A 24,120-nucleotide genomic window follows, 5' to 3' on the forward strand; every position below is an offset into this window, starting at 1 on the left:
GCGGATCTCCTCAGAAGGGCCACAGGCCGCTGTTGAACACCCGCGCGATCCAGCCCATGGTGTTGGCGTCGGCGAGCGCACCGTTGCCGGTGTAGCCGATGCGGGCGTTGGCCACGCGGGTGGATGACACGGTGTTGTCCGGGTTGACGTCATCGGGGCGGATGATGCCGCTCACGGTGATGTACTCGTCGCCCTGGTTGAGGGTCAGCTTCTTCTGGCCCTCGATGATCAGATTGCCGTTGGCCATGACGTCGGTGACGATGGCGGTGAGGTTGCCGGAGAGCGCGTTGCTCTGATCGGCGCTGCCACTGCCGCCAAAATTCCGCCCCGCCTCCACATTGGCGGACAGCGGGTTGCCGTTCACCGTCATCGCCCGGCCGAACACTTCCGGCACGCCCAGACCGATGCTCTGATCCTTGGCCACGGTGGTGCTGGAGTCCTTGCTGGCGTCGGTGGACTCTTCCAGCACCACGGTGATGATGTCGCCCACCCGGCGCGCGGTGCGGTCCTCGAACAGGCGCACACCGCGCCCCGCCTGGAAGATGGAGCCATTGTTGGCCCGGGGCGGCTCGCGCAGCTCGGGCTGGGGCAGCGGCTCCGGGGGCTGCTGGGGGACGCTGGCGCAACCGGCCAGCAGGGCCAGGGCGAGCATGGGAATGAGCTTGACGGCGTTCATGGTCCGGCCTCGGCTTAGAGGTTATTGGTGATGAACTGCAACATCTGGTCCGTGGTGGACACGGCCTTGGTGTTGGTCTCGAAACCGCGCTGGGTCTCGATCATGTTCACCAGTTCCTCGGCGATGTTCACGTTGGACGATTCCAGCATGCCCTGCTGCACGCTGCCGATGCCGTTCAACCCCGGCGCGCCGACCTGGGCCGGGCCACTGCCGGCGGTCTCCACATAGAGGTTGCCGCCCACGGCCTGCAGGCCGGCGGGGTTGATGAAGTCGGCGAGCTGAATGTTCCCCACCTGCACCGGCTGGGCCTGGCCCTGCACGGTGGCGCTGACGGTGCCGTCCTGCCCGATGCTGATGCTCTGGGTGTTGGCCGGCACATTGATGGCCGGCTCCAGGCGCAGGCCACCGGCGGTGACCACCTCGCCCTGGTCGTTGATCTGGAAGGAGCCGTCGCGGGTGTAGGCCACACTGCCGCCGGGCTGGGCGATCTGGAAAAAGCCCCGACCGTCCACGGCCAGATCCAGCGAGTTGCCGGTCTGCATCAGGTTGCCCTGGGTGTGCATCTTCTCGGTGGCCACCACCCGCACGCCGGTGCCCAGGTTCAGCCCCGAGGGCAGACGCGAATCCTGGGTGGCCTGGCCACCCGCCTGACGCACGGTCTGATAGACCAGGTCCTCGAACTTCGCCCGGTCCTTCTTGAAACCGGTGGTATTGACGTTGGCCAGGTTGTTGGACACCACCGACATGCGCGTCTGCTGGGCGTCCAGGCCGGTCTTCGCGACCCAAAGTGCCGGGTTCATGGCATCACCTCTTTGCTTGATTGCCTGTGAGTTTCATCATGCAGTTAACGTGCCAGCCAGCTCACAACCCCTGCAGGAGGGGGATTTTCAGGGGGGGTTAACCGCAGAGGCGCAGAGGACGCAGAGTCACGCGGAGGAAAGACAGTTTAAAATCTATTCTCTGCGATCAAACACTCCCCTAGCTATTGCGCAACAAGCGCTGGGCCTGTTCGTCGTTGCTCTTGGCCTCGCTCATGAGCTTGACGTAGGCCTCGTAGCGGCGGGCGTTGTCGATCATCTGCACCAGGCCATCCACCAGGTTCACATTGCTCGATTCGAGCATGCCGGTGTTGACCCGTACATTGGCGTCGGCGGGCTGGGGCTCGCCGCTGGCGTGGCGGAACAGGCCATCCTCGCCCTTGCCCATTGCCGCATTATCGGGCTGGACCAGCTTGATCCGGTCCACCACCGCCAAAGTATTGGCGGCCTGCCCCAGGGGCACCACGCTGAGGGTGCCGTCCTGGCCGATCTCCACCTTCTGCGCCGGGGGCACGGCCACCGGGCCGCCCTCGCCCAGCACCAGATTGCCGTCGCCGGTCTCCAGCAGCCCGTTGGGGTTGATGTGGAAATCGCCGCGCCGGGTGTAGGCCTCGGTGCCGTCGGGGGCCTGCACCGCGATCCAGCCCTCGCCCTGGATGGCCACATCCAGCTGCCGGCCGGTGTTGAGCATCGCCCCCTGGCTGAGGTCCGAGCCGGTGGTGGCCAGCTCGCTGTAAGCGCGGGAGTCGTGACCGGGGCCGCTCACCGGGGCCTGCAGCAAGGCCTGGAAATCGGCCCGAAAGCCGGTGGTGTTGGCATTGGCCAGGTTGTGACTGACCTGCTGCTGGTTCTGCATGGCGTGCTTGGCGCCGGTCATCGCAAGGTAAAGCATGCGGTCCATGGTCAGGGCTCCTTGAAGCTGGGCGATCTCTCCCCCCTTGGGAGCGGCTCATGCGCTCCCAAGGGGTTGGCGGGTGGCGTTAACCGCGGATGTTGAGGATTTCCCGGGTCAGCTGATCCTGGGTGGAGATCATCTGGGCGTTGGCCGAGTAGTTGCGCTGGGCGGTGATCATCTTCACCAGCTGCTCGGTCAGGTCCACATTGGATTGCTCCAGCGCCCCCGCCTCGATCACCCCCAGGCCGCCGTCCCCCGGGTTGCCCATCACCGGCTGGCCGGAGGCGAAGGTCTCCACCCAGCTGGTGCCGCCCACGTTCTGCAGGCTCTCGGGGGCGGGGAAGTTGGCCAGCGCCACCTGCCCCAGCACCTGGGACTGGCCGTTGGTGTAGCGGGCGAAGATGGTGCCGTCGCCTTCCACGCTGAGGCTGGAGAACTGCCCGGCGGCATAGCCGTCCTGGTCGATGCGGGTCACCGCGAAGGGGGTGCCGAACTGGGTGAGGCTGGAGAAATCGATCTCGTAGCGCAATTCGTTGGCGCCGCCCAGGGGGCCGCCGCTGAAGGCCACTTCGGCGCTGTTCGGCCCGGTGGCGCTGACGTCGGCGACGATGGCCGGGTCCACGTCCGGCACGCCGGGCTGGGTGTCGGGCAAAGTGGGGTCGTTATCCACCGCCACGCCGGAGAACACACCGTTCTGGTCGAAATTGAGCTGGATGGGGCCGCGCGCGCCGCTGCCGACACCTTCCACTTCCGCATAGGCCGTCCAGGTGTTGTCGGCATCCTTGCGAAAATACAGGGTCTGCACATGCTCCCGGCCCAGGGAGTCGAACACGGTGGTGGAGGTGGAGAAGTTGTACTGCTCCGGGCGCGGGTTTAGGCGGTCAAAGGCCAGCGTCGGATCCAGCGGGTCGATGGCGTTGTCCTGGGCGTCCAGGTTGGCGACGATGCTCATCGCGACGCCGGTGCCGCCGGTGGCCCGCGGGTTCACGTCCCCGGTCTGCACGCTCAGAGGCCCCAGCTGGCCGGTGACGTTGCCCTGGGCATCGGCCAGGAAGCCGGTCAGTTGCTGCCCCTGGGCGTTGCTCACGAAGCCATCCCGGTCCAGTTCGAAGGCGCCGGCACGGGTATAGGCGACGTTGCCGCCGTCATTGACGCGGAAGAAGCCGGTGCCGTCGATGGCCAGGTCCAGCGCGTTGCCGGTGTAATCCCGGCCGCCCTGGGTGAACTGCTGGCGGATATCCGACAGGCGCACGCCCTGCCCCACGGCATTGCTCGCCGCGCCCAGGTTGCTGGAGGCGAAGATATCGGCGAACTCCGCCCGGCTCTGCTTGAAGCCGATGGTGGAACTGTTGGCAACGTTGTTGCCGGTGACGTCCAGATCGGTGCTGGCGGCCTTCAGGCCGGTCAGTGCGGTTTCAAAGCTCATCTCACACCCCCTGCGGTGGTCTTATTGGATCTGCTGTACGGAATCGAGGGAGGTCTCGCCCAGGCCGGCGAGGGTCAGGGTCGGGCTCTGCCCGCCCTGTCCCAGCCGCACGCTCTGCACCTGGGCGCTGCTCACGGTCTCCAGGGCATAGCTCTCGCCCTCGTAAACCGTGCTGGCGCTGATCTGGTAACGCCCCGGGGGCAGGCTGTTGCCCTCGGCGTCGGTACCGTCCCAGCTGAAGGCGGTCTGGCCCGCCGGCTGGCCGCCCAGGTTGCGCTCGTGGACGAGCTGCCCGGCGGCGTTGCGAATCTTCACCGTCAGATTATCGACACGGCTCGGCAGCTGGATGCCGGCGCGCAGCTCGCCGCCTTCGGCCAGATAACCTTCCGGCGAGCGGATGCTGACCTCGCGACCCACCAGGCTGGCGGCGCGCAGGGCCTGGTCGGATTTCATGTCGGCGGTGAATTCGGAGAAGGCCTTGCTCAGCTCGCCGATGCCGTTGGCGGAGGTGAACTGGGCGATCTGGGTCATGAATTCGCCGCTCTGCATGGGCTCCATGGGGTCCTGGTTGCGCAGCTGCGCGGTCATGAGCTTGAGGAAGTCCTCCTGGCCCATCTCGCTCTTGCCGCGGCCGGCGCCCTGGCTGCCGCCCACGCCGTTGCCGCCACTCAGTGCCGAAAAATCAATCATGCTCTACCCCCTTATTGGCCCAGCCGCAGGGTCTGCAGCAGGAGTTCACGGGAGGTGTTCATGACCTCCACGTTGTTCTGGAAGCTGCGCGAGGCGGAGATCATATTGGTCATCTCCTCCACGGCGTTGACGTTGGAGCGGTATACATAGCCGTTGCCATCGGCCATGGGATGGTCCGGCTGGTACAGGGCCTGCACCGGCGCCTCGCTCTCGACGATGCCCTGCACCCGCACGCCCACGCCGGCGGCCTCGTTGGCGCCGGCCTGGCTGGCCTTGAGCGCGGCGGCGAACACCGGCTGGCGGGCGCGGTAGGCCTCGACCTCGCTGCCGGCGACGCTCTCGGCATTGGCCAGGTTGCTCGCCGTGGTGTTCAGCCGCAGGGACTGGGCGTTCATGGCGGAGCCGGCGATGTTGAACACATGCAACAGGGACATGGTGATTACTCCCCTCTGAGCGCGCCGAGCAGACCCTGGATCCGCCCGGTCAGGAAATTGAGCGACGCCTGGTAGTGCACGCTGTTCTCGGCGAACTTGGCCTGCTCCACCTGGGTTTCCACGGTGTTGCCGTCCAGGCTCGGCTGCTGAGGCACGCGGTAGAGCGCACGGGGCTGGAAGGCGCCGCCGCCCTCGGGCTGGATATGCCGGGCGTGGGTGGCGCGCATCTCGCCCTGCCCGCCCTGGGCCTGACGCAGCGCCGCCTGGAAGTCCAGGTCGCGGGCCTTGTAGTTGGGCGTATCGGCGTTGGCCAGGTTCTCGGCCAGCAGTTTGGTGCGCTCGGCGCGCAACTTGAGTGCGGCCGCATGCACACCGAAGGTCTTGTCGAAAGAGATGCTCATGGCTCGCCTCGCAATGAATCGTTGCCGAAGCATCTGCAAGGGGTGTGCCAAGTGGCCGCTAAACGAGGAGTACGCCGGGTTGGAGGCCGCCCGGGCAGGGATCAGGCCGGTGGCCCGGGGCGAGGGGCCGGGCGGGCGGCGTCGGTTTTCTGACGGCTCGCCGCGAGGAGCGCGCGGCTCAGGCTTTCAGGCGATAGATGGAGCCGTTGGCTGTGCGGACCATCTCGAAGGCGTCGCTGTGCCGGGCCAGGGATTCGCTGGCCCCCAGCATCAGGTAGCCGCCCGGGTTCAGGATGCGGCTCATGCGGGAGATGATGTCCTGGCGGGATTCGGCTGAAAAATAAATGAGCACATTGCGGCACATGATCAGATCGAAGCGCCCCAGCAGGCTGTAGCTCTCCAGCAGGTTGTGCAGCCGAAAGTGCGCGCGGCGACGGATCTCCGGCTTCACTTCCCAGTGCGCTTCATCCACCGGGGTGAAGAAGCGCTCCTGGCGCTCGCGGCTCAGGCCGCGGTTCATGGCGGCAGTGCCATAGCGGGCGGCGTTGGCGTGGCTGATCATGGCCGGGGCGATATCGGTGCCGATAATCTCGGTGTCCAAGGAATTGCCCTGGTCATTGAACTCCTGGTTGGTCATGGCCACGGAGTAGGCCTCCTGCCCGGAGGAACAGGCGGCCGACCAGATGCGGGTGCGCCAGCGTCGGGCCTGCAGCCACTCGGGGAACAGATAGTTCTGCAGGATCAGGAAGGGGTAGCCATCACGAAACCACTGGGTTTCGTTGGTGGTCATGGCCTCGATGACCTCGCCACGCAGGCTTTGGGCGCCTGCCCGATCCAGGGCCTCCACCAGCGCGCCCAGGTCCGTGAAACCGTGGCGGCTCATGGTGTGGCCGAGTCGGCTGCTTACCAGATACTGCTTGTGCTCGCCCAGGACAATGCCGCTGGAGCGCTCCAGAAATCGGCAAAATCGTTCATAGTCTTCGGCCTTGATGGCGGTCATCGGCAAACCCGGTCGTTATACCCGCGGCGGCTGTTTGCCAAGTCCCTCGGCATGGTGGCCTCCTGCCGGCATGAGCGCAACATTATACGGCTTGGCCCATCTGTTCCAGCCGCCCGTTCACCTTCTCGGCCAGCTCCTCGGGATGGAACTTGGCGAGAAAGTCATCGGCACCCACCCGCTGCACCATCTCCTTGTTGAACACGCCGCTCAGGGAGGTATGCAACAGCACATGCAGGCGCATTAGCTCATCGTCGTCACGGATTCGGCGGGTCAGGGTATAGCCGTCCATCCGGGGCATCTCGATGTCGGAAATCACCAGCAGCAGGCGCTTGAACGGAGACTCCGGATCCTGGCTCCACTCCTTGAGTGTCTTGAGGGCCTGTTCGCCGTCGTTGGCCAGGGTGACCTCCACGCCGATGCGCTCCAGGGTGCGCTTGATCTGGTTGCGCGCCACCACGGAGTCGTCGGCCACCAGCACATGCCAGGCACCGGCGTCTTCCCGGCTCTGCACCGCTTCCTCGTTGAAGTTCACGCCGCCGGCGGCGTTGATCTCGGCGAGCACCTTCTCCACATCGACGATCTGCACCAGCTCCTGCTCCACCTTCGCCACGGCGGTCATGTAACTGTTGGCGCCGCCGCTGGGCGGGGGCAGCACGTCCTGCCAGTTCATGTTGATGATCCGGTCGACGGCGGCCACCAGGAAGCCCTGCACCGTGCGGTTGTACTCGGTGATGATGATCGAACCCTTTTCCCCCTCGCGCAGGGGAATGCCCGAGGTGGCCATGTTCAGGTCTATCACCGAGACGGTCTTGCCACGGATGTGGGCAACGCCGCGCACCGCCGGATGAGCGTGGGGCAGGCGGTTCAGCCGCCCCACGGGGAGCACCTCGCGCACCTTGAAAACGTTGATACCGAAGCGTTGCCGGCCGTTCATGCGAAACAGCAGCAGCTCCATCCGGTTGCGCCCGGCCAGCTGGGTACGCTGGTCCACACTCGCCATAATGCCTGCCATCGATCCCCCTCAAGCCCGAGGCCCCGCCTCGCTGGCCGCTACAAGTGATTCGCCACCGCATCGGACCTTTGCCCGATTGCACTGTATACATCGGTACGCCGCGCCAAAGCTTTAGGGAGACTCGGATCGACCCCTTGGCCCCCGGGCGCCTGGCATGAAATCTGCAAGCAACCCGCCAAACCGACAAGGGCCAGCCCGGCGGAGCGTTCATGACATGCAGCAGCAAGGTATTTCCAGGCTATTCGGCAAGCGCCGGCGACGCGACGTCGTCTTTTTGACACGTGCCCTGCTCCTCGCCCTGTGTCTGATCCCCGGCGCCGCGCCGGCGGAGGCGCTGCAGTCGCTGGAGAGCATCCGGCAAAAGGTACAGGCATATCTGCAGGAAAACCATGCGGGGCTGGGGGAAAATACCCGGGTGGAGATTGGCCGCCTGGACCGGCGCCTGCGCCTGGCGGCCTGTGGCGAGCCGCTGGCGGTGTCCTCGCCCTACGGCAAGCCGCGCAGCGGCAGCGTGACCCTGGAGGTGAGCTGCGCCGGCCCCAAGGCCTGGCGCCTGTACGTGCCTGCCCGCATCGAGAGCTACCTGCCGGTGCTGAGCCTGAGCCGGAACCTGCCCCGGGGCGCCATGCTAAAGGAATCCGATCTGCAGCCGCTAAGACAGAACATTGCTGCACTGCCGCACGGCTATTTTACCGATGCCGCGGAGCTGGTGGGCATGGAACTGCGGCGCCCCTTGCGCGCCGGCGCGGTGGTCTCCCCCGGCGCGGTAAAGGCCCCGACCCTGGTGCGCCGGGGCCAGAACGTGAGGCTGGTGGTGGAGAGCGGCGGCGTGCGGATCAGCTCGCAGCTGGAGGCGCTGCAGGACGGGGCCGAGGGCGAGCTGATAAGGCTGAAAAATCCACGCTCGGGGCGTATTGTGCAGGGCAGGGTCAGCGGCCGGGACACGGTACGCATCAAACTGTAATTTTTTATTAAAGCTTTGGGCCGAACGGCCGATATATCTGACGAGTCAGAACGGCCGAGCCCCCGAAACGGGAGCGGGCTCCAAGGAGTAAGGCAGATGAGCAACCCCATCGACAACGGCTCGCGCATCAACGGCGGCGCGCCGCTAGGCGGCCTGCGCAAGGCCCATGCTGGCGCGGTGCAAGGCACCGACCTGGCCGCGGAGGCCGAGCGCAAGGATGCCGGCAACGCCACCCAGACCAGCGGCAGCAACGCGTCCGAGCGGCTGCAGGCGGTGCGCGATCGCATCGATAACACCCCGGAAGTGGACATGGAGCGGGTGGAGGCCATCAAGCAGCAGATCGCCGACGGCGAATACCCGCTGAACCCGGAGCGCATCGCCGAGAAGTTCCTGGAACTGGAAGGCATGCTCAACGACTGAGTGACAGCGTGATGAGCGGACAGGCAGCAGTAAGTTCCGAATGCGAGGCACAGATGGCGGGGCTCCTGACGCAGACCCTGGCGGCCTGCGAAGAGCTGACCGTGGTGCTGGGCGATGAGCAACGCAGCATCGCCGACGCCGATGGCGACGCCCTGCCCGCGCTGATCCAGCGCAAGCTGGAGCTGCTGCAGCAGCTGGAGAGCCTGGAGCAGGATCGGCGCCGGCTGCTGGGCCACGAGGCCGCCGCGAATGAAGGGGCGATGCAGGCCTTCATCGCCGGCTGTGCCCGGGGCGATGCCCTGGAGGCGCAATGGCAGGCGCTGCTGGGGCAATTGCGCCAGCTGCAGGCGGTGAACGAGGCCAGCGGCGCACTGATCAACCGCGGCCTGCACCAGACCGAAGCCTCCCTGAGCGTGCTCACCGGGCGCGATCGGCAGAACACCTACGAGTCCGGCGGCCAGCGCCCCGGCTACGGCCCGGGGCGCGAACTCAGCCGTGCCTGAGGGAGCCGGGGCACCGACACGGCTTCGGCACCACAACGCCCTCCCCCTCCCGCCAGCCCGCCCGGGCCGGTAGAATGCCGCGCATGGCTGCCTACCAAGATACCCCCGCGCAACAGATCCGCAACGCCGGCCAGCGCGCCGCCCTGCTCAAACGCCTGGTGAAGGACCGCGCCCTGCTGTCGGTGCGCCTCCCCGGACGAGAGGGCCGATACACCAGCGTGCTGCTCAGCGTGGACGCGAACAAAAACACCCTGCTGCTGGACGAGCTTACCCCGGAGGCGGGCCACCGGCTGATGGAGGAAGGCGTGGAGGTCGCGGTGATCGGTCGCTGCCGGGGCGTGGAACTGCGCTTTCGCTGCACGGTCCAGCGCCTTGAGCGCGAGGGCGATGTCTACGGTTATCGCTGCCCCCTGCCCACCAGCCTGGACTACTACCAGCGTCGGGAGAATCACCGGGTGCCGGTGCGACTGAGCTTTCAGCACGAGGTCTCCCTGGGCGGCACCGAGGAGCAGATCGGCGCCCGCCTGACGGATATTTCCACGGGCGGACTGGGGGGCGTGCTGGGCGATGTGACCGCCGGCCTGCAGCGCGGCGAGCGCTATACCTGCCGCATTCAACTCAGTGACCGCCCGCCCATCGACGTGCGGGTGGAGATCCGCTTTCTGGGGCGTGGGGGCGTCCAGAATCAGCGCTTCGGCGCCCAGTTCGTCGACCTGCGCCCCGGCCATGCCCGCCAGATAGAGCGCCTGGTCAGCGAACTGGAGCGCCAGGCTCTGCGGGGGGAATAATCCGCCCGCGGTTAAACAACCCAAACACAAAAAAGCCGGCCTCTTGGCCGGCTTTTTCGCGGATTTGGTGGAGCTAGGCGGGATCGAACCGCCGACCTCCTGCATGCCATGCAGGCGCTCTCCCAGCTGAGCTATAGCCCCGTGTCCGTAACGAGATGCGCATTATACAGCGCGGCTTTTCATCGTCAACCCTGTTCGGCGGATTCGATGTGGGCGATGGCCCGATCCAGCCGCGCCAGGGTCTTCTCCCGCCCCAGAAGATCCAGGGTGGCATCGATGGAGGGCGAGACCGGCCCCCCCATCACCGCCACCCGCAGCGGCTGCGCCACCTTGCCCAGCTTCAACTCCAGCCGCTCGGCGGTGAGCTGCACCAGCTCGTGCAGCTTCACGCCGTCCCATTCGGCAAGCTCCGCGAAGGCGCTGCGCAGGGACTTCAGCACGGTCAGGGCCTCGCCCTTGAAGTTCTTCCTGGCCGCCTTTTCGTCGTAGGCATCGAAATCCCGGTAGAAAACCACGCTCTGCTCGGCGAGCTCCGCCAGGGTCTTGCAGCGCTCACGCTGCACCCGCGTCAGCGCGAGCACATCCGGGCCGGTGGCCGGGTCTATGCCCTGCTCGCCCAGATGGTGGCTCAGGTGCCGGGCGACGTGCTCCACCGGCAGGCTTTTCAGATAGTGCTCGTTCAACCAGCCGAGCTTGCCCGGGTTCAAGCGCGAGGCGGAGGCGTTGATATCGTCGATATCGAACAGGTTCACCATTTCGTCCAGCCCGAAGATTTCCTGATCGCCGTGGGACCAGCCCAGGCGCACCAGATAGTTGATCACCGCCTCCGGCATGTAACCCTTGTCCCGGTACTCCATCACGCTGGCCGCCCCGGTGCGCTTGGAGAGCTTCTTGCCCTCCTCGTCGAGGATCATGGGCACATGGGCGTAAACCGGGGGCTCGTGGCCCAGGGCGCGCATGATATTCATCTGCCGCGGCGTGTTGTTGAGATGGTCGTCGCCCCGGATGACGTGGGTGATGCCCATATCGGTATCGTCCACCACCACGGTGAAGTTGTAGGTGGGGGTGCCGTCGCCCCGGGCGATGATCAGGTCATCCAGCTCGGTGTTGCTGTAGACCACGCGGCCGCGCACCCGGTCATCGATGACCACCCCGCCATCGTCCGGGTTGCGAAAACGCACCACCGGGGCCGGCGCGTTTTCCGGGCGCTCGCTGAGGTTGATGCAGCAGCGGTCGTAGCGGGGCTTTTCCTTGCGCGCCATCTGCTCTTCGCGCAGTTTCTCCAGCCGCTCCCGGGTACAGTAGCAATAATAGGCCTTGCCCTCGGCCAGTAGCTGCTCGATGACCACCTTGTAGCGGTCGAAGCGGCCGGTCTGGTAGAAGGGGCCCTCGTCATAGTCCAGGCCCAGCCAGCTCATGCCCTCCAGGATGGCATTCACCGCCTCGTCGCTGGACCGCTCCCGGTCCGTGTCCTCGATGCGCAGCACGAAGCTGCCGCCGTGGCGGCGGGCATAGAGCCAGGAGAACAGCGCGGTGCGGGCGCCGCCGATGTGCAGATAACCGGTGGGGCTGGGGGCGAAGCGAGTCTTGACGGTCATGGGGGTCCTGCCGAGATGCGGTTGGAAAGGCGGGCGCTATCTTAACAAAGAACCGGAGCGGCGCGGCGTTGACAGCCGGGGGCAAGCTGATAGAATGCGCGCTCTCGAATACGGACGCGTAGCTCAGCGGGAGAGCACTGCCTTCACACGGCAGGGGTCGCTGGTTCAATCCCAGCCGCGTCCACCATCTTCCCGGAAAGGGGCCAGGCGAAAGCCTGGCCCCTTTTTCTTGGTTCTTCGCGGGTTGGCGGGAGCCCAACAGCGCGCTCGATAGTGGTGATGGCCGGGCCTGCGGGCTTGGCGGCGGGTCCTGGGGCGGGCGCGGCCGACGGCCGCCCACGATTTGCCACCGGGCTGCGCCCGGCGCTCCCCTGCGCTTCTCGCCGGAAGGGGGCGAGCAGCAAACTCGCTACGCTCAAACAAGCTGCTCGCTGATCCCCTTCCGGCTGCGATGCTCGGCTGCATCGACGGCCGCCGCCGGCCGTACCCGCCCCCGGGACCTTCACGCTCCGGTGGGCGCTCCACCAGTAGCTGGGAGCCGGGTCAGGTCTGATGCTGGGGGCGATGTACCTGCCGGGCAGCTCATCCGGTTTGGGCGAAACCGTTCCTGTTTCCCTGGGCGGTTCCGCTCAAGACCGAGGCACCCAAGCCGATTTCACCTCGCCCGGGTCCGGCGCGGGAGGATCAGCATCGCCCCTTGCCGGCGAGTTTCTGGCAGCATGAAACCCTACGCCCATTTCAGGGGTCGAACAGCCACGCAGGCGGACGCCCATGGAACATATCTATCAGGAAATCACCCTGCTGCTGCTGATTTCCGCGGTGATCGGCGTCATCGCCCTGCGGCTCCGTCAGCCGCTTATCGTCGCCTTCATCCTGGTGGGTTTGTTCGTGGGGCCGTCGGGGCTCGAGCTGGTGGGCGCCACCGCGGAAGTCCATCTGCTCGCGCAGATCGGCATCACCATTCTCCTGTTCCTGGTAGGCCTGAAACTCGACCTGCATCTGGTCCGGCAATTGGGGCCGGTGGCACTCGCCACGGGCCTGGGGCAACTGGGCTTCACCATCCTGTGCGGCTACGGGCTGGCCTTGCTGCTCGGCCTGGAGAGCATGACCGCGCTCTACGTGGCGGTGGCGCTGACCTTCTCCAGCACCATCATCATCGTCAAGCTGCTCTCGGACAAACGCGAGCTCGATGCCCTGCACGGGCGCATCGCCATGGGCTTTCTGATCGTGCAGGACATTGCCGTGGTGGTAGCCATGGCCCTGATCAGCGCCCCGGGCACCGGTGAATCCTCGCTGATGCCGGCCCTGCTCATGGTGGGCAGGTTGCTGCTCACCGTGGCCGCCATCCTTTTGCTCATGCGCTACGTCATGCCCCGCCTGATGGGGCTGCTGGCGCACTCCCCGGAACTGACCCTGGTTTTCGCAGTGGCCTGGGGCACGGCCATGGCCAGCGTCGGCGATATGGCCGGCTTCGGCAAGGAAGTGGGAGCGTTCCTGGCGGGCTTTTCCCTCGCCTCCACCGGGCACCGGGACGTGGTGGGCTCTCGCCTGGAGAGCCTGCGCGACTTCCTGCTGCTGTTCTTCTTCATCGACCTGGGAACCAAGCTGGATCTGGGCCTGCTCGGCGCGGAGATCCCCGCCGCGCTGGCGTTGTCGGCCTTCGTGTTGTTCGGCAACCCGCTGGTGGTGATGGCGATCATGGGCTACATGGGCTATCGCAAGCGCACCGGCTTCAAGGCCGGCCTGACCGTGGCGCAGATCAGCGAATTCTCCATTCTGTTCATTGCCCTGGGCGTCTCCATGGGCCATGTGCCGGACACCGCGCTGGGGCTGGTCACGCTGGTGGGCCTGATCACCATCACCCTGTCCACCTACATGATTCTCTACTCCGATCAGCTCTACGTCCGACTCTCTCGCTGGATGAGCCCGTTCGAGCGACGCCATCCTTATCGGGAAATGCAGGTGGAGCAACGCCGCCAGACCCTGCAGGGTGCGGATGTGGTAATCATCGGCATGGGCCGACTGGGCCGGCGCATCGCGCGGCTGCTGCAGCAGGGGGGCTACCAGGTGGTGGGCGTGGACTTCGACCCGGATGCCCTGCGACGCGCCGAGGAATACGACATCGTGGTCTTCCCGGCCGATGCGGGTGATCACGAGTTCATCGCCAGCCTGCCCGCCCGCCCCGATAACTTTCTGGTCTCCACCCTGCCCCGCTGCGACACGGCCCTTTCCCTGTTGAAAGGGCTGCGGGATGCGGGCAACCGGGCCCAGCTGATGATGGCCGCCTTCAACGAGCGCGACGCCGAGCGGCTGGGCCTGGCGGGGGTACAACGCCTGCTCCTGCCCTACACCGACGCCGCCGACCACGCCGCCAGCCAGATCATCGAGGCCCTGGGCGGGACCAACCGGCCAGCCTGACCCCCCGCGCCCGGCCCCACCGGGGATCCCGGATTCCCGCCTTCGGCTCACCCGGGCAAGGCGGGCCCGGGTACCCACATTCACGAAACACCATCCCTTTCCGCGCCGCCACAATGCCGCGAAGCGAGATCACGGAATCTCCTTTTCCCTAACGACAACCAATACCTACGCGATGTTGCAATGCGTCAAAAGCATTGCTATATTGCACCGCACCAATCAGTAAGAAACGCGATCGACGCGGAGGAAAAACCATGTACGCAGAAATCATCAACAAGACCACCGAGCAGTTCCAGCAGCTTCAGGCCCCGGTGAAGCAGTTCAACAGCCTGGTCGTGGACCATATGGACAAGCTGACCCAGTTCCAGCTGGACGCCGCCCAGTCCTACGCCGAGCTCGGCATGCAGAACCTGCGCGCCGCCCTGGAGGTGAAGCAGCCCCAGGATCTGCAGCAGTACGTCGGCCAGCAGAAGAGCGTGGCGGAAACCGTGAGCAAGAAGCTCAACGACGACGCCACCACCCTGGTGGCGCTGAACAAGGGTTTCGTGGAAGGCGTGCAGAAGCTGGCCGAGGAAGCCAAGCCCGTCGCCGCCGAAGCCCCCAAGGCCAAGCCGGCCGCGCGCAAGTCGGCGGCTCGCAAGAGCGCCTGAACACCTGAGGGTGTGAGTCATGGCAACCGCCGGTTCCGCCGGCGGTTTCTTTTTTGGCCTGGTGCCCGGACTCTTGAAGATCCTGCCCCAGGCCCCCAGTGTCAAAAACTCGCAACAACACCACAAACCCTGCCGCAGAAGCCGCCCAAGGCTGGCGCCGCCATGAAACCGTCTTCGTGGCCCACCGCCCCACCGCCGGCCGAGCTGCGCGCGAGGGAGATCAACCAGGGATTCGGTTATGTCTCGCCTCATCTGCCTGCTGCTGATCAGTGTGCTGCTCCACGCGCCCGCCCGGGCCGCGGAGAGCCTGGACCGTCTGCGTGAAGGCCTGGAAGCCTACCAGGCGGGCGACTACACCCTTGCAGCCGAGCGCCTGCAGAGTCTCGCCGACGCCGGCCAAGGCACGGCTCAAGGGCTGTTGGCCTTCATGTATCTGCGTGGCGAGGGCCTGCCCCGGGATCCGCGCCTGGCCGCCCACTGGGCCAAACAGGCCGCCGCCGCGGGTGACGCCCCGGCCCAGGGGCTGCTCGCCGGCTTCCATGCCCAGGGTTACTACGTGGAGCAGGACGACGGGCTCGCCGTGTACTGGGCCCGGGCCGCCGCGGAACAGGGCATCCACAGCGCCCAGAACCTGCTGGCGCTCAGCTATTACCACGGCCGCGGCGTGGATCCGGACCCGGGCCTCGCCGCCCGTTGGGCACTCCCCGCGGCACGGGCCGGTGAAGCCGCCTCCCAGGCCCTGCTCGCCCAGCTCTATCACTTCGGCAAGGGGGTGCCGGCCGACCCGGCCCAGGCCCTGTACTGGGCACGCCTTGGCGCCGCCCAGAACCATCCGACCGCCCAGCTGCTGCTGGGGCTGATGCACCTGCGCGGCCGCGCGGTGACACAGGACTACGTGCGCGCCCATATGTGGACCAATCTCGCCGCGGCGGGCGGCCTGAGCGCCGCGGCCCGCTTGCGCGATGGCATCGCCGCGCGCATGTCTCCGGCACAGATCGCCGAGGCCCAGCGGCTCGCCGCCGGCCAGTTGGGCCCGGCCCTGGCCGGGCGCTGACCCCCGAGGCAGGGGGAAGTATCTCCCCTCCGATCACGTTATAGTTGGGCCCGTGACTGCCGCCAAGGAGCACCGGCCATTTCCAGCAGCAGCCCTCATTTCACCCTGAACCGGGCCGCCCGCCGCGTGCGGTGCCACGGGGAGTGGCGCGCGCCTCTGCTGCACTCGGTAGAGCGCCAACTGGGGGAGCTGGGCGCACAGGCGGGCGAATGGACGGTGGATGCCCGCGACACCCGCGCACTGGACAGTGCCGGCGCGCTGCTGCTGCTGAAACTGCGCCAGCACCTGGGTGGGGCGGAATTGCGGTTGCATCCGGAACAATCCCGCCTGCTGGCGCTGCTCCAGACCGTGGAACCGGAACAAGCACCCGCCGAGACCCCGGGCCCCGGCCTGCTGGAGCACCTGGGCCGCGCCACCGTCACCGTTGCCCGGGAATCCGCCGCCCTGCTGCAGTTCATCGGCGAGTCCGCCGCCGACAGCCTGCCGCGGCTGCTCCGCCCCCATACCCTGCGCTGGCGCCAGATCACCAACGACATTCACCGTGCCGGGCTGGACGCCCTGCCCATTGTCGGCCTGCTGGTGTTCCTGATGGGCGTGGTCATCGCCTACCAGGGCGGCGGCCCGCTGCAGGATTACGGCGCCAATATCTACCTGGTGGACCTGCTCAGCATCACCATGCTGCGGGAGATGGCGCCGCTGGTCACCGCCATCGTGGTCGCCGGGCGCACCGGGTCGGCCTATGCCGCACAGCTGGGCACCATGAAGATCACCGACGAGGTGGACGCCCTGCGCAGCCTGGGCATCACCCCCACCGAGATGCTGGTGCTGCCCAAGTTCATCGCCCTGCTCATCGCCCTGCCGCTGCTCACGGTTTTCGCCGACCTGCTCGGGCTGATCGGCGGCATGCTGGTGGCCCAGGCCTGGTTCGACATCGCTTACCGGGAATTCCTCGGCCGCCTGCCGGTGGCGCTGGATCACAGCGCCTACTGGGTGGGCATCATCAAGGCGCCCATCTTCGCCGCGATCATCGTCACCGTGGGCTGTTTCAATGGGCTGCGGGTCAACGGCAGCGCCGAGGAAGTGGGCCGGGGCACCACCCGCAGCGTGGTGCAGGCAATCTTTCTGGTGATCGTCACCGACGCGCTGTTCTCGGTGCTGTTTCGCACGCTGGGGATCTGATGGACGGGCGAGCGATCATACGCGCCAGGGGGCTGAGCACGCGGGTGGGGGGCAAGACCCTGCACAGCGCGCTGGATATGGAGGTGCACCGGGGCGAGGTCATGGCCATCGTCGGCGGCAGTGGCAGCGGCAAGACGACTCTGCTGCGCACCCTGGCGCTGCTGCACCCGGCCGCGGGGGGTGAGATCGAGCTGCTGGGCGAAGCGGTGCAGGGCCGCCGAGGCAATGCCCTGCGCGCCCTGCGCGTGCGGCTGGCGGTCATGTTCCAGAACGGCGCCCTGTTCACCTCGCTGAACGTGCTGCAGAACATCGCCCTGCCCCTGCGCGAGCATACCCGGCTCGGCCCGGCGCTGATTCGGGAGCTGGCCATGATCAAGCTGCGGCTCGCCGGCCTGCCACCGGAAGCCGCCAACAAGTTCCCCGGCGAACTCAGCGGGGGCATGGTCAAGCGCGCCGCCCTGGCCCGGGCACTGGCCCTGGACCCGGCGGTGCTGTTCCTGGACGAGCCCACCGCCGGGCTGGACCCGGTGGGCGCGGCGGGCTTCGATGAGCTGATACTGGAGCTGCGGGAGCTGCTGGGCCTGACCGTGCTGCTGGTCACCCACGACGTGGATGCCCTGTGGCGAGTCACCGACCGGATCGCTTTCCTGGGGGCGGGGCGCCTGCTGGCGGTAGCCCCGGTGGCGGAACTCGCCCGCTCACCGGAGCCGGAAATTCAGGACTACTTCAGCGGCCCCCGGGGCCGTCGCGCAGAGGAGGGCTGATGGAACCGCGCGCAAGTTACACCGCCGTAGGCGCTTTCGTGCTGGCACTGGGTTCAGCGCTGCTGGCCATGGGCCTGTGGCTGGGCAGCGATATCAGCACCCAGAGCTACAAGCGCTACAGCGTCTACTTCACCGAATCGGTCTCGGGGCTCAACAGGGACGCCGCGGTGAAATACCACGGCGTGCGCGTGGGTCGGGTAGCCGTGGTGGAGCTGGCCCCCGCAGACCCCAACCGCGTCCATGTGCTGCTGGAGGTTGAGGCGGACACGCCCATCAAGGTGGATACCCGGGCACGCCTGGATGTGCAGGGGCTGACCGGCCTGGCCCATGTGGAGCTGAGCGGCGGCGACCCGCGCTCCCCCGCCCTGCCCTCCACCGACCCGCACCCCCCCTACCCGGAGCTGCAGACCGACCCCTCGTTGATGACACGGGTAGACCAGGCGCTCAGCGACGGGCTGTCAGCGCTGGAGGATATCGGCGGGCGGCTGGACCAGTTGCTCAGTGGCGAGAATATCGCGCGCTTCAGTGACACACTGGAAAACCTGCGCCAGCTCAGCGCCACCCTGCGCGATGAGCGGGAAACCCTCAGCCGCACCCTGCGCAACGCCGAGCGCCTCAGCGCCGACGCCGCCCGCGCCGGCGAGCGCCTGCCCGGGCTGATGGCCGAGTTGGACACGCTGGTCGCGGAATACCTGGCACTCAAGCAGACCCTCAACCAGGCCGGCGAGAACGTGAGCGGCTTCGCGAAAAGTGGCGAGCGCGGCATGAACCGGCTCACCCGCTCCACCCTGCCCCGCCTGGACGCGGTGCTGGCGCGCATCGACGAACTCTCGGTGAACCTCGGGCGGCTGGGCGATGAGCTCAACGACAATCCGCAATTGCTGATCTACGGCCGACCGCGCCCCAAGCCCGGCCCGGGCGAATAGGAGAACCGCATGCCCCGCCTGCTCTGCCTTGTTCTGGTACTGCTGCTCGCCGGCTGCTCCAGCCTGCCCGAGACACCGCCGGCCCAGCGCAGCTTTCTGCTGACCCTGCCGGCGGATGCCGAATTCAGCGCCGGCGAGAGGCGCCCCGGGGTTCTGTTGGTGGACAGCAACGCCGGCAACAGCGCCTATGATCAACGCCGCATGGCTTACCGGCATAACCCCCACGAGATCCGCTACTACGCCGCCAGCCAGTGGGCCTCCTCACCCGCCGAGATGCTGCGGGCCGCGGTGGTGGAGAGCCTGGAGCCGGCCGCGCTGACCGAAACCGTCCTCCAGCGGGAGGGGTATGTGCGCCATGATTATCGGCTGGAACTCCAGCTTCTGCGGCTCAGCCATGAATACGCCGAGACACCCATGCGCGGCGAACTGGTGGTGGCCGCGCGGCTGCTGCGCCGCGGCGCGGAAGTGCTGGCCGCGGACCGCTTCCAGGCAAGCAGCCCCGCCGAGGGCGAGGGGCCCGCGGCCGGCGTGCAGGCCCAGAGCCGGGCACTGCGGGCGGTCATCGAGGAGCTGCTGGTGTTCCTGGACGAGAACCTGCCCCGGGAATTGCCGAAAGACCGGTACGGCGACTGAGCTTCAGCCCCTCTTTGGTATGGGCGTGGCGCAGCGCAGAGCTCAGGCGCGCACCCGCCCGGCCAGGTTGCTGATGAAGAACATGCCCGCGGCGGCCACCACCACGGCGGGTCCACTGGGCAGATTCCACCACCAGGAGCCGGCCAGACCCAGCAGCACCGCCAGGCAGCCGATCAGCGCCGCCAGGGCGGCCATCTGTTCCGGGGAACGGGCGAAGGCCCGGGCCGCCGCCGCGGGGATGATCAGCAGCGAAGTCACCAACAACACGCCCACCATCTTCATGGCGATGGCCACCACTACGGCGATCATGGCGGCGAACAGCAGTTGCAGCCGCCAGGGGCGCACCCCTTCCACCACCGCCAGTTCCTCGTCGATGGTGAGCAGCAGCAGCGGCCGCCAGATCCAGGCCAGTGCCCCCAGTACCGACAGCCCACCCAGCGCGATCCACCACAGATCCCGGTCGCTGACCGCCAGAATATCGCCGAACAGATAGCCCATCAGATCCACCCGCAGGGTCTCCATGAACCCCAGCGCCACCAGTCCCAGCGCCAGCGAACTGTGCGAGAGGATGCCCAGCAGCGTGTCATCGGCCAGCGAGCGACGCCGCTTCAGGCCCACCATCAGCACCGCCACCAGTACGCAGATCAGCAATACGCCCAGGTTCAGATTCAAGCCCAGCAGAAAGCCGCTCACCACCCCCAGCAGGGCCGCATGGGCCAGGGTGTCGCCGAAGTAAGCCATGCGCCGCCAGACCACGAAACTGCCCAGCGGCCCCGCCACCAGGGCAAGCCCCAGACCGGCGCTCAGCGCGCGCAGCAGGAAATCATCCATGACCCGAGGCTCCCGGTCGGTGGTGGTGATGATGTTGGTGAGGGTCGTGATGGAAAATCGCCTCGCCCGGTGCGAGCAGCGCCTGGTAGCTACTGGAATCCCGCACCGTGTCCGGGGTGCCGGAACAGCACACATGCCCCTCGGCCAGGCACACCACCTGGTCGCTGGCCTTCATCACCAGGTGCAGATCGTGGGAGATCTGCGCCACCGCACAGCCGCGCAGCTCCCGGGCCTGTTCGATCAGGCGGTACATCTCCCCCTGGCCATGCAGATCCAGCCCCGCCGCCGGCTCGTCCAGCGCCAGCAGATTGGGGCGGCGCAACAAGGCGCGGGCGAACAGCACGCGGCGCAACTCGCCGCCGGAAAGCACCTGCATGGGCCGCTCCAGCAGATGCCCGATGCGCACCTCCAGCGCCACCGCATGCACCTGGGCCGCCTTCATGCCGATCCCCAGAAAACGCCCCACCGACAGGGGCAGATTACGGTCCACCTGAAAATGCTGCGGCACATAACCGACGCGCAAATGCGGTGCGCGCCGCACCATTCCCCGACGGGGATGACGCAGCCCCACCAACGCCTTGAGCAGGGTGGACTTGCCCGAACCGTTCGGCCCCACCAGGGTCATGATCTCGCCCTCGGCGAGGCTCAGATTCACATCGGTGAGCAGGGTCCGACCACGGGCACTCAGGTGCAGGCCCCGGGTCTCCAGCAGCACGCTCATCGACCGTCCCCGCAGCGAGCGCACAGCCCGCTCAGTTCCACCGTCGTCTGATCCGCCGCGAAGCCCAGGCCGCTGGCCGTCGCCAACAACACCTGATTGAGCTCGGGGTCATCCAGTTCAGCCACGGTATGACACTGCCGGCAGATGAGAAACTGCCCCTGGTGGGCATGACGCGGATCACCACAACCCACATAGGCACTGAGAGATTCCAGCCGGTGGATCAGCCCTTCGGCCAGAAGAAAATCCAGCGCCCGATACACCGTGGGCGGCGCCACCCGGCCGCGCTCCTCGCCCAAGCGCTCCAGCAACTCATAGGCCTTCACCGGCCCATGACTGCTCCAGACCAGTTCCAGCACCCGCCGGCGCAGGGCGGTAAGGCGCAGATTCCTGCTGCGACAAAGCCTCTCGGCGGCGGCCAGCGCACCGTCCACGCAGCGTGCGTGGTCGTGACGGCTACCGTGAAAGGCGCTGAGCACTTTCAGATCCTGACTCATGCGATACACCCCGGCAGATCTCCGGCTTGGGGGACACTGATCCGCCACTCTTGTGGAAACAAAACGTAATGTTATAACATTTTGCCCTTCCCAACCCAGCCGGAGCGCTTTCATGGCCCGCGTGTTCATCGCCCTCATCCTGCTGCTCTGCTGCCTGCCGGCCTTGGCCGCGCCACGGGTGGTGGTCAGTATCAAGCCGCTGCACAGCCTGGCGGCGGGGGTCATGGCGGGGATTGCCGAGCCGCGGCTGCTGATCGACGGCGCCGCCTCGCCGCACACCTACGCTCTGCGCCCGCGGGAGGCGCAAGCCCTGCACGATGCGGATCTGGTGGTGCGGGTCGGGCCGGCACTGGAGCGCTTTCTGGACAAGCCCCTGGCTACGCTGGCCAACCGGGCGGCGGTGCTGGATCTGGCTCATGTGCCGGGCATGACACTGGCCGAGAGCGGCGAACACGATGGCGGCGCGCTCGGTGACAGCGAACATCTCCACCACGGCAGCATCGACCCGCATATCTGGCTGGACGCCGACAATGCCGCGCTGATCAGCCAGGCGCTGGCGGACCGCCTGGCGCATCTGGACCCCGTTCATGCCGAGCGCTACCGCGCCAACGCCCGCGAGCAACAAGCGGACATCGCCGCGCTGGATGCTCGCCTGCAACGCCGCCTGGAACCCCTGCGCCATCGCCCCTTCGTGGTATTCCACGACGGCTACGGGTACTTCACCCGGCGCTACGGCCTGCACATGGTCGGCGCCATCACCCTGAGCCCCGAGCGCGTTCCCGGCACCCGTCAGGTGGCCGAGATACGTCGGCAAATCGTCGACCGCAACGTCGTCTGCGTGTTCAGTGAGCCCCAATTCCGCCCCGCCCTCATCGACACCCTGGTGCGCGCCACCCAAGCGCGGGTGGCGACGCTGGACCCCTTGGGCGCGGATTTGCCGGCGGCCCCCCAGGGCTGGTTCCAGCTGCTCGACGGCCTGGCCGCTTCCATGCACGCCTGCCTGGGGGCTCAGCCGTCGCCATGAACCGCGGGCCGCGCAAACCCACGGCGAGCACACTGAGCACGCTGCTGCTGGCCCTGGCGCTCACCCTGGGCCAGCTCCTGCTGCTCGCCCACTCCCATGAGGACGGCACGCTACACGCCCAGGTCGACTGCCAGCTCTGCCTGCACCAGGCGGGCAGCAAGGCCGGCGGCACGCCGGCGGCGCTGACCCCCGCCACACCCCCGTATTTCGCTGAACCAGCCTCCCAGCCGATCACGATAACGTGGGCCAGCCCGCGCCAGCCCGCGCAGGCCCGCGCCCCGCCTTCCCTCTCAAGCTGAACCTTTCCATGGCCTGATTTGCGCCCGCAAGCGGCGCATCGGTGCCCCACGGATCCTCTGGGCCTCCGCGGCGAGCGGGCTTCATGCCCCCTGCGCGCGGCCCCAGTTTGAGACAGGCAAGATCATGAAGACCCAGGCATTGACCCTGGCGGCCCTGCTGGCCGCCCAGCCTCTGAGCGCCCACGCCAACAACAATGAGGCACTGGAACAGTTGCGCGCGGAAATGCGCCGACTGGAGCAACAACACCAGGCGCAACTGCGCCGCATGGAAGAACGCATCAACGCCCTGCAGACCGAACAGGCGCGGCGGGAACCGCTAGAGACCCGCGCGGAGCGCCCACCGGCCGCAGGCCAGCCGGGCTCCGCGCTACAACGCTTCAACCCCCAACTCTCGGTCATTCTCGATGGTCGCTACTACGACGACAGCGCCGATGGTCACGGCGCCGCGGCCATCGGCGAGGCCGCGGGCTTCCACACCGGCCACGGCAATCACGGCCATGCTCACGGCCACGATCTAGCGCCCGGCTTCTCCCTGGGCGAAACCGAGATTGCCTTCTCTGCCTCTGTGGACCCGTACTTCGACGCCAGCCTGTATCTGGGGATCAGCGAAGATGGCGATGTGGCCGTGGAGGAAGCCTGGGCGGCCACCCGCAACCTGCCCGCGGGCCTGACCCTCAAGGGCGGCAAGTTCCTCAGCGGCATCGGGTACAACAACAGCCAACACCACCACAGCTGGGATTTCGTCGATCAGAACCTGGCCTACCGGGGGCTGCTCGGCGACCACGGCCTGGCCGACACCGGCCTGCAACTGAGCTGGGTGCCGGACTGGCCCTGGTACACCCGCTTCGGCGTGGAGGCCCTGCAGGGCGATCATGAAAGCTTCGGTGCGCTGGAGGGCCATGACGAGAAGAGCGGGCCGCGCCTGGGCACCGCCTTCGTCAAGTTTTCGCCGAATCTGGGCTACGAACATGCCCTGCAGATCGGCCTGTTCGCCGCCTACAGTCGCCAGCACCAGGAAGCCCACGAGCACGGCGGCCACCACGAACTGCTGGACGGCGACGCCTGGCTTGCCGGCACCGACTGGGTGTACCGCTACGACGCGCCCCACGCCTACGGCCAAGGAGACTTCAAGCTGCAGGCGGAGTATCTGTACCGCGACAAGGACCTGCGCATCGTCGAAGCGGACGACCCCGCGGAACTGGGCGAGCGCCACCGCGCCCGCCAGGACGCCTTCTACCTTCAGGGCACCTACGGCATCGCCCCGCGCTGGCAACTGGGCGCGCGGTATTCCGCCCTGGGCCTGCGCAACGAGGTGGGCGACGAGGACCTGAACGACTCCCGGCGCGCCTCGCTGGCCTTGAGCTTCCGCCCCTCGGAGTTCTCCGTACTGCGCCTGCAGTTGAGCCGCGCGAAGATCGCCACCGAACACGGCGATGAGCGGTTCAACCAGGTGTTCCTGCAGTATCAGCACAGCCTGGGCAGCCACGGCGCCCACAGTTTCTAAG

General features: G+C 67.2%; 27 protein-coding genes and 2 tRNA genes. 15 read left to right on the forward strand and 14 right to left on the reverse strand.

What is annotated here, in order from left to right:
- Window positions 1–10 precede the first annotated feature (10 nt).
- The 9 genes from flgH to GBG68_RS04640 all read right to left on the reverse strand — a co-directional run bounded on the left by flgH (window position 11) and on the right by GBG68_RS04640 (window position 7,352).
- Window positions 11–676: a flagellar basal body L-ring protein FlgH gene (flgH, locus tag GBG68_RS04600; protein WP_152145633.1), complete on the reverse strand. Its 666-nt coding sequence runs from the start codon at window positions 674–676 to the stop codon at window positions 11–13.
- A gap of 14 nt (window positions 677–690) precedes the next feature.
- Window positions 691–1,476: a flagellar basal-body rod protein FlgG gene (gene flgG / locus GBG68_RS04605; protein WP_152145635.1), complete on the reverse strand. Its 786-nt coding sequence runs from the start codon at window positions 1,474–1,476 to the stop codon at window positions 691–693.
- Window positions 1,477–1,654: 178 nt separating this feature from the next.
- Window positions 1,655–2,395, reverse strand: a complete 741-nt coding sequence (flgF, locus tag GBG68_RS04610; protein ID WP_152145637.1) for a flagellar basal-body rod protein FlgF — start codon at window positions 2,393–2,395, stop codon at window positions 1,655–1,657.
- A gap of 79 nt (window positions 2,396–2,474) precedes the next feature.
- Window positions 2,475–3,815 carry a flagellar hook protein FlgE gene (gene flgE, locus GBG68_RS04615; RefSeq protein WP_152145639.1) on the reverse strand — a complete coding sequence of 447 codons (1,341 nt, stop codon included), beginning with the start codon at window positions 3,813–3,815 and terminating at the stop codon, window positions 2,475–2,477.
- A gap of 21 nt (window positions 3,816–3,836) precedes the next feature.
- A complete protein-coding gene (locus GBG68_RS04620) occupies window positions 3,837–4,505 on the reverse strand; it encodes a flagellar hook assembly protein FlgD (protein ID WP_152145641.1) in 669 nt (222 codons plus the stop codon).
- A gap of 11 nt (window positions 4,506–4,516) precedes the next feature.
- On the reverse strand, window positions 4,517–4,939 hold the full coding sequence (flgC, locus tag GBG68_RS04625; RefSeq protein ID WP_152145643.1) for a flagellar basal body rod protein FlgC: 423 nt from the start codon (window positions 4,937–4,939) through the stop codon (window positions 4,517–4,519).
- Window positions 4,940–4,944: 5 nt separating this feature from the next.
- Window positions 4,945–5,340: a flagellar basal body rod protein FlgB gene (gene flgB, locus GBG68_RS04630; protein WP_152145645.1), complete on the reverse strand. Its 396-nt coding sequence runs from the start codon at window positions 5,338–5,340 to the stop codon at window positions 4,945–4,947.
- Window positions 5,341–5,518: 178 nt separating this feature from the next.
- On the reverse strand, window positions 5,519–6,340 hold the full coding sequence (locus GBG68_RS04635; protein WP_152145647.1) for a CheR family methyltransferase: 822 nt from the start codon (window positions 6,338–6,340) through the stop codon (window positions 5,519–5,521).
- Between the two features lie 82 nt (window positions 6,341–6,422).
- Window positions 6,423–7,352 carry a chemotaxis protein CheV gene (locus GBG68_RS04640; protein ID WP_152145649.1) on the reverse strand — a complete coding sequence of 310 codons (930 nt, stop codon included), beginning with the start codon at window positions 7,350–7,352 and terminating at the stop codon, window positions 6,423–6,425.
- 214 nt (window positions 7,353–7,566) lie between these two features.
- On the opposite strand from GBG68_RS04640, the gene flgA reads away from it, so the two are divergent.
- The 4 genes from flgA to GBG68_RS04660 all read left to right on the forward strand — a co-directional run bounded on the left by flgA (window position 7,567) and on the right by GBG68_RS04660 (window position 10,027).
- The gene (gene flgA / locus GBG68_RS04645) at window positions 7,567–8,316 is read left to right on the forward strand and encodes a flagellar basal body P-ring formation chaperone FlgA (protein WP_193222221.1); all 750 of its coding nucleotides are present in this window, start codon (window positions 7,567–7,569) and stop codon (window positions 8,314–8,316) included.
- Between the two features lie 96 nt (window positions 8,317–8,412).
- A complete protein-coding gene (gene flgM, locus GBG68_RS04650; protein WP_152145653.1) occupies window positions 8,413–8,736 on the forward strand; it encodes a flagellar biosynthesis anti-sigma factor FlgM in 324 nt (107 codons plus the stop codon).
- A gap of 53 nt (window positions 8,737–8,789) precedes the next feature.
- Window positions 8,790–9,239 (forward strand): flagella synthesis protein FlgN, encoded by a 450-nt coding sequence (locus tag GBG68_RS04655; RefSeq protein ID WP_193222222.1) that lies wholly within the window; start codon window positions 8,790–8,792, stop codon window positions 9,237–9,239.
- Between the two features lie 83 nt (window positions 9,240–9,322).
- Complete coding sequence (locus GBG68_RS04660; RefSeq protein WP_193222223.1) at window positions 9,323–10,027, forward strand: flagellar brake protein; 705 nt, start codon at window positions 9,323–9,325, stop codon at window positions 10,025–10,027.
- Between the two features lie 65 nt (window positions 10,028–10,092).
- Here GBG68_RS04660 and GBG68_RS04665 read toward each other — a convergent pair.
- Window positions 10,093–10,168, reverse strand: a tRNA-Ala gene (locus tag GBG68_RS04665).
- A 44-nt stretch (window positions 10,169–10,212) separates the two neighbouring features.
- The gene (gene gltX / locus GBG68_RS04670) at window positions 10,213–11,625 is read right to left on the reverse strand and encodes a glutamate--tRNA ligase (RefSeq protein WP_152145659.1); all 1,413 of its coding nucleotides are present in this window, start codon (window positions 11,623–11,625) and stop codon (window positions 10,213–10,215) included.
- A 112-nt stretch (window positions 11,626–11,737) separates the two neighbouring features.
- On the opposite strand from gltX, the gene GBG68_RS04675 reads away from it, so the two are divergent.
- From GBG68_RS04675 to GBG68_RS04710, 8 genes are all read left to right on the forward strand, one after another.
- A tRNA-Val gene (locus GBG68_RS04675) sits at window positions 11,738–11,812 on the forward strand.
- Between the two features lie 584 nt (window positions 11,813–12,396).
- The gene (locus GBG68_RS04680; protein WP_152145662.1) at window positions 12,397–14,043 is read left to right on the forward strand and encodes a cation:proton antiporter; all 1,647 of its coding nucleotides are present in this window, start codon (window positions 12,397–12,399) and stop codon (window positions 14,041–14,043) included.
- A gap of 251 nt (window positions 14,044–14,294) precedes the next feature.
- Window positions 14,295–14,690: a phasin family protein gene (locus GBG68_RS04685; RefSeq protein ID WP_152145664.1), complete on the forward strand. Its 396-nt coding sequence runs from the start codon at window positions 14,295–14,297 to the stop codon at window positions 14,688–14,690.
- A 238-nt stretch (window positions 14,691–14,928) separates the two neighbouring features.
- Complete coding sequence (locus GBG68_RS04690; protein ID WP_152145666.1) at window positions 14,929–15,744, forward strand: tetratricopeptide repeat protein; 816 nt, start codon at window positions 14,929–14,931, stop codon at window positions 15,742–15,744.
- A gap of 126 nt (window positions 15,745–15,870) precedes the next feature.
- Entirely contained in the window at window positions 15,871–16,923 is a 1,053-nt protein-coding gene (locus GBG68_RS04695) for an MlaE family ABC transporter permease (RefSeq protein ID WP_226801647.1), read from the forward strand.
- The gene (locus GBG68_RS04700) at window positions 16,923–17,687 is read left to right on the forward strand and encodes an ABC transporter ATP-binding protein (RefSeq protein ID WP_152145670.1); all 765 of its coding nucleotides are present in this window, start codon (window positions 16,923–16,925) and stop codon (window positions 17,685–17,687) included. The genes GBG68_RS04695 and GBG68_RS04700 overlap by 1 nt, the downstream gene beginning before the upstream one ends.
- Window positions 17,687–18,613, forward strand: a complete 927-nt coding sequence (locus GBG68_RS04705) for an MlaD family protein (RefSeq protein ID WP_152145672.1) — start codon at window positions 17,687–17,689, stop codon at window positions 18,611–18,613. The genes GBG68_RS04700 and GBG68_RS04705 overlap by 1 nt, the downstream gene beginning before the upstream one ends.
- A 9-nt stretch (window positions 18,614–18,622) precedes the next feature.
- Complete coding sequence (locus GBG68_RS04710) at window positions 18,623–19,246, forward strand: ABC-type transport auxiliary lipoprotein family protein (protein WP_152145674.1); 624 nt, start codon at window positions 18,623–18,625, stop codon at window positions 19,244–19,246.
- A gap of 42 nt (window positions 19,247–19,288) precedes the next feature.
- Here the strand turns inward: GBG68_RS04710 and GBG68_RS04715 are convergent, their stop codons facing one another.
- The 3 genes from GBG68_RS04715 to GBG68_RS04725 are packed head-to-tail and all read right to left on the reverse strand — an operon-like array spanning window position 19,289 to window position 21,292.
- A complete protein-coding gene (locus GBG68_RS04715) occupies window positions 19,289–20,077 on the reverse strand; it encodes an iron chelate uptake ABC transporter family permease subunit (RefSeq protein ID WP_152145676.1) in 789 nt (262 codons plus the stop codon).
- Entirely contained in the window at window positions 20,070–20,798 is a 729-nt protein-coding gene (locus tag GBG68_RS04720) for a metal ABC transporter ATP-binding protein (RefSeq protein ID WP_152145678.1), read from the reverse strand. The genes GBG68_RS04715 and GBG68_RS04720 overlap by 8 nt, the downstream gene beginning before the upstream one ends.
- Window positions 20,795–21,292, reverse strand: coding sequence for a Fur family transcriptional regulator (locus GBG68_RS04725; protein ID WP_152145680.1), 498 nt, complete (start codon window positions 21,290–21,292; stop codon window positions 20,795–20,797). Before GBG68_RS04725 ends, GBG68_RS04720 begins: the two co-directional genes overlap by 4 nt.
- Before the next feature lie 112 nt (window positions 21,293–21,404).
- Between GBG68_RS04725 and GBG68_RS04730 the strand changes: the two genes are divergently transcribed.
- From GBG68_RS04730 to GBG68_RS04740, 3 genes are all read left to right on the forward strand, one after another.
- Window positions 21,405–22,316 (forward strand): zinc ABC transporter substrate-binding protein, encoded by a 912-nt coding sequence (locus tag GBG68_RS04730; protein WP_152145682.1) that lies wholly within the window; start codon window positions 21,405–21,407, stop codon window positions 22,314–22,316.
- Window positions 22,313–22,615, forward strand: a complete 303-nt coding sequence (locus GBG68_RS04735) for a hypothetical protein (protein WP_152145684.1) — start codon at window positions 22,313–22,315, stop codon at window positions 22,613–22,615. The genes GBG68_RS04730 and GBG68_RS04735 overlap by 4 nt, the downstream gene beginning before the upstream one ends.
- A gap of 124 nt (window positions 22,616–22,739) precedes the next feature.
- Entirely contained in the window at window positions 22,740–24,119 is a 1,380-nt protein-coding gene (locus GBG68_RS04740) for a TonB-dependent receptor (protein ID WP_152145686.1), read from the forward strand.
- Window position 24,120: the final 1 nt, after the last annotated feature.

Source organism: Alkalilimnicola sp. S0819 (genome assembly GCF_009295635.1).
Classification (GTDB): Bacteria; Pseudomonadota; Gammaproteobacteria; order Nitrococcales; family WHIW01; genus S0819.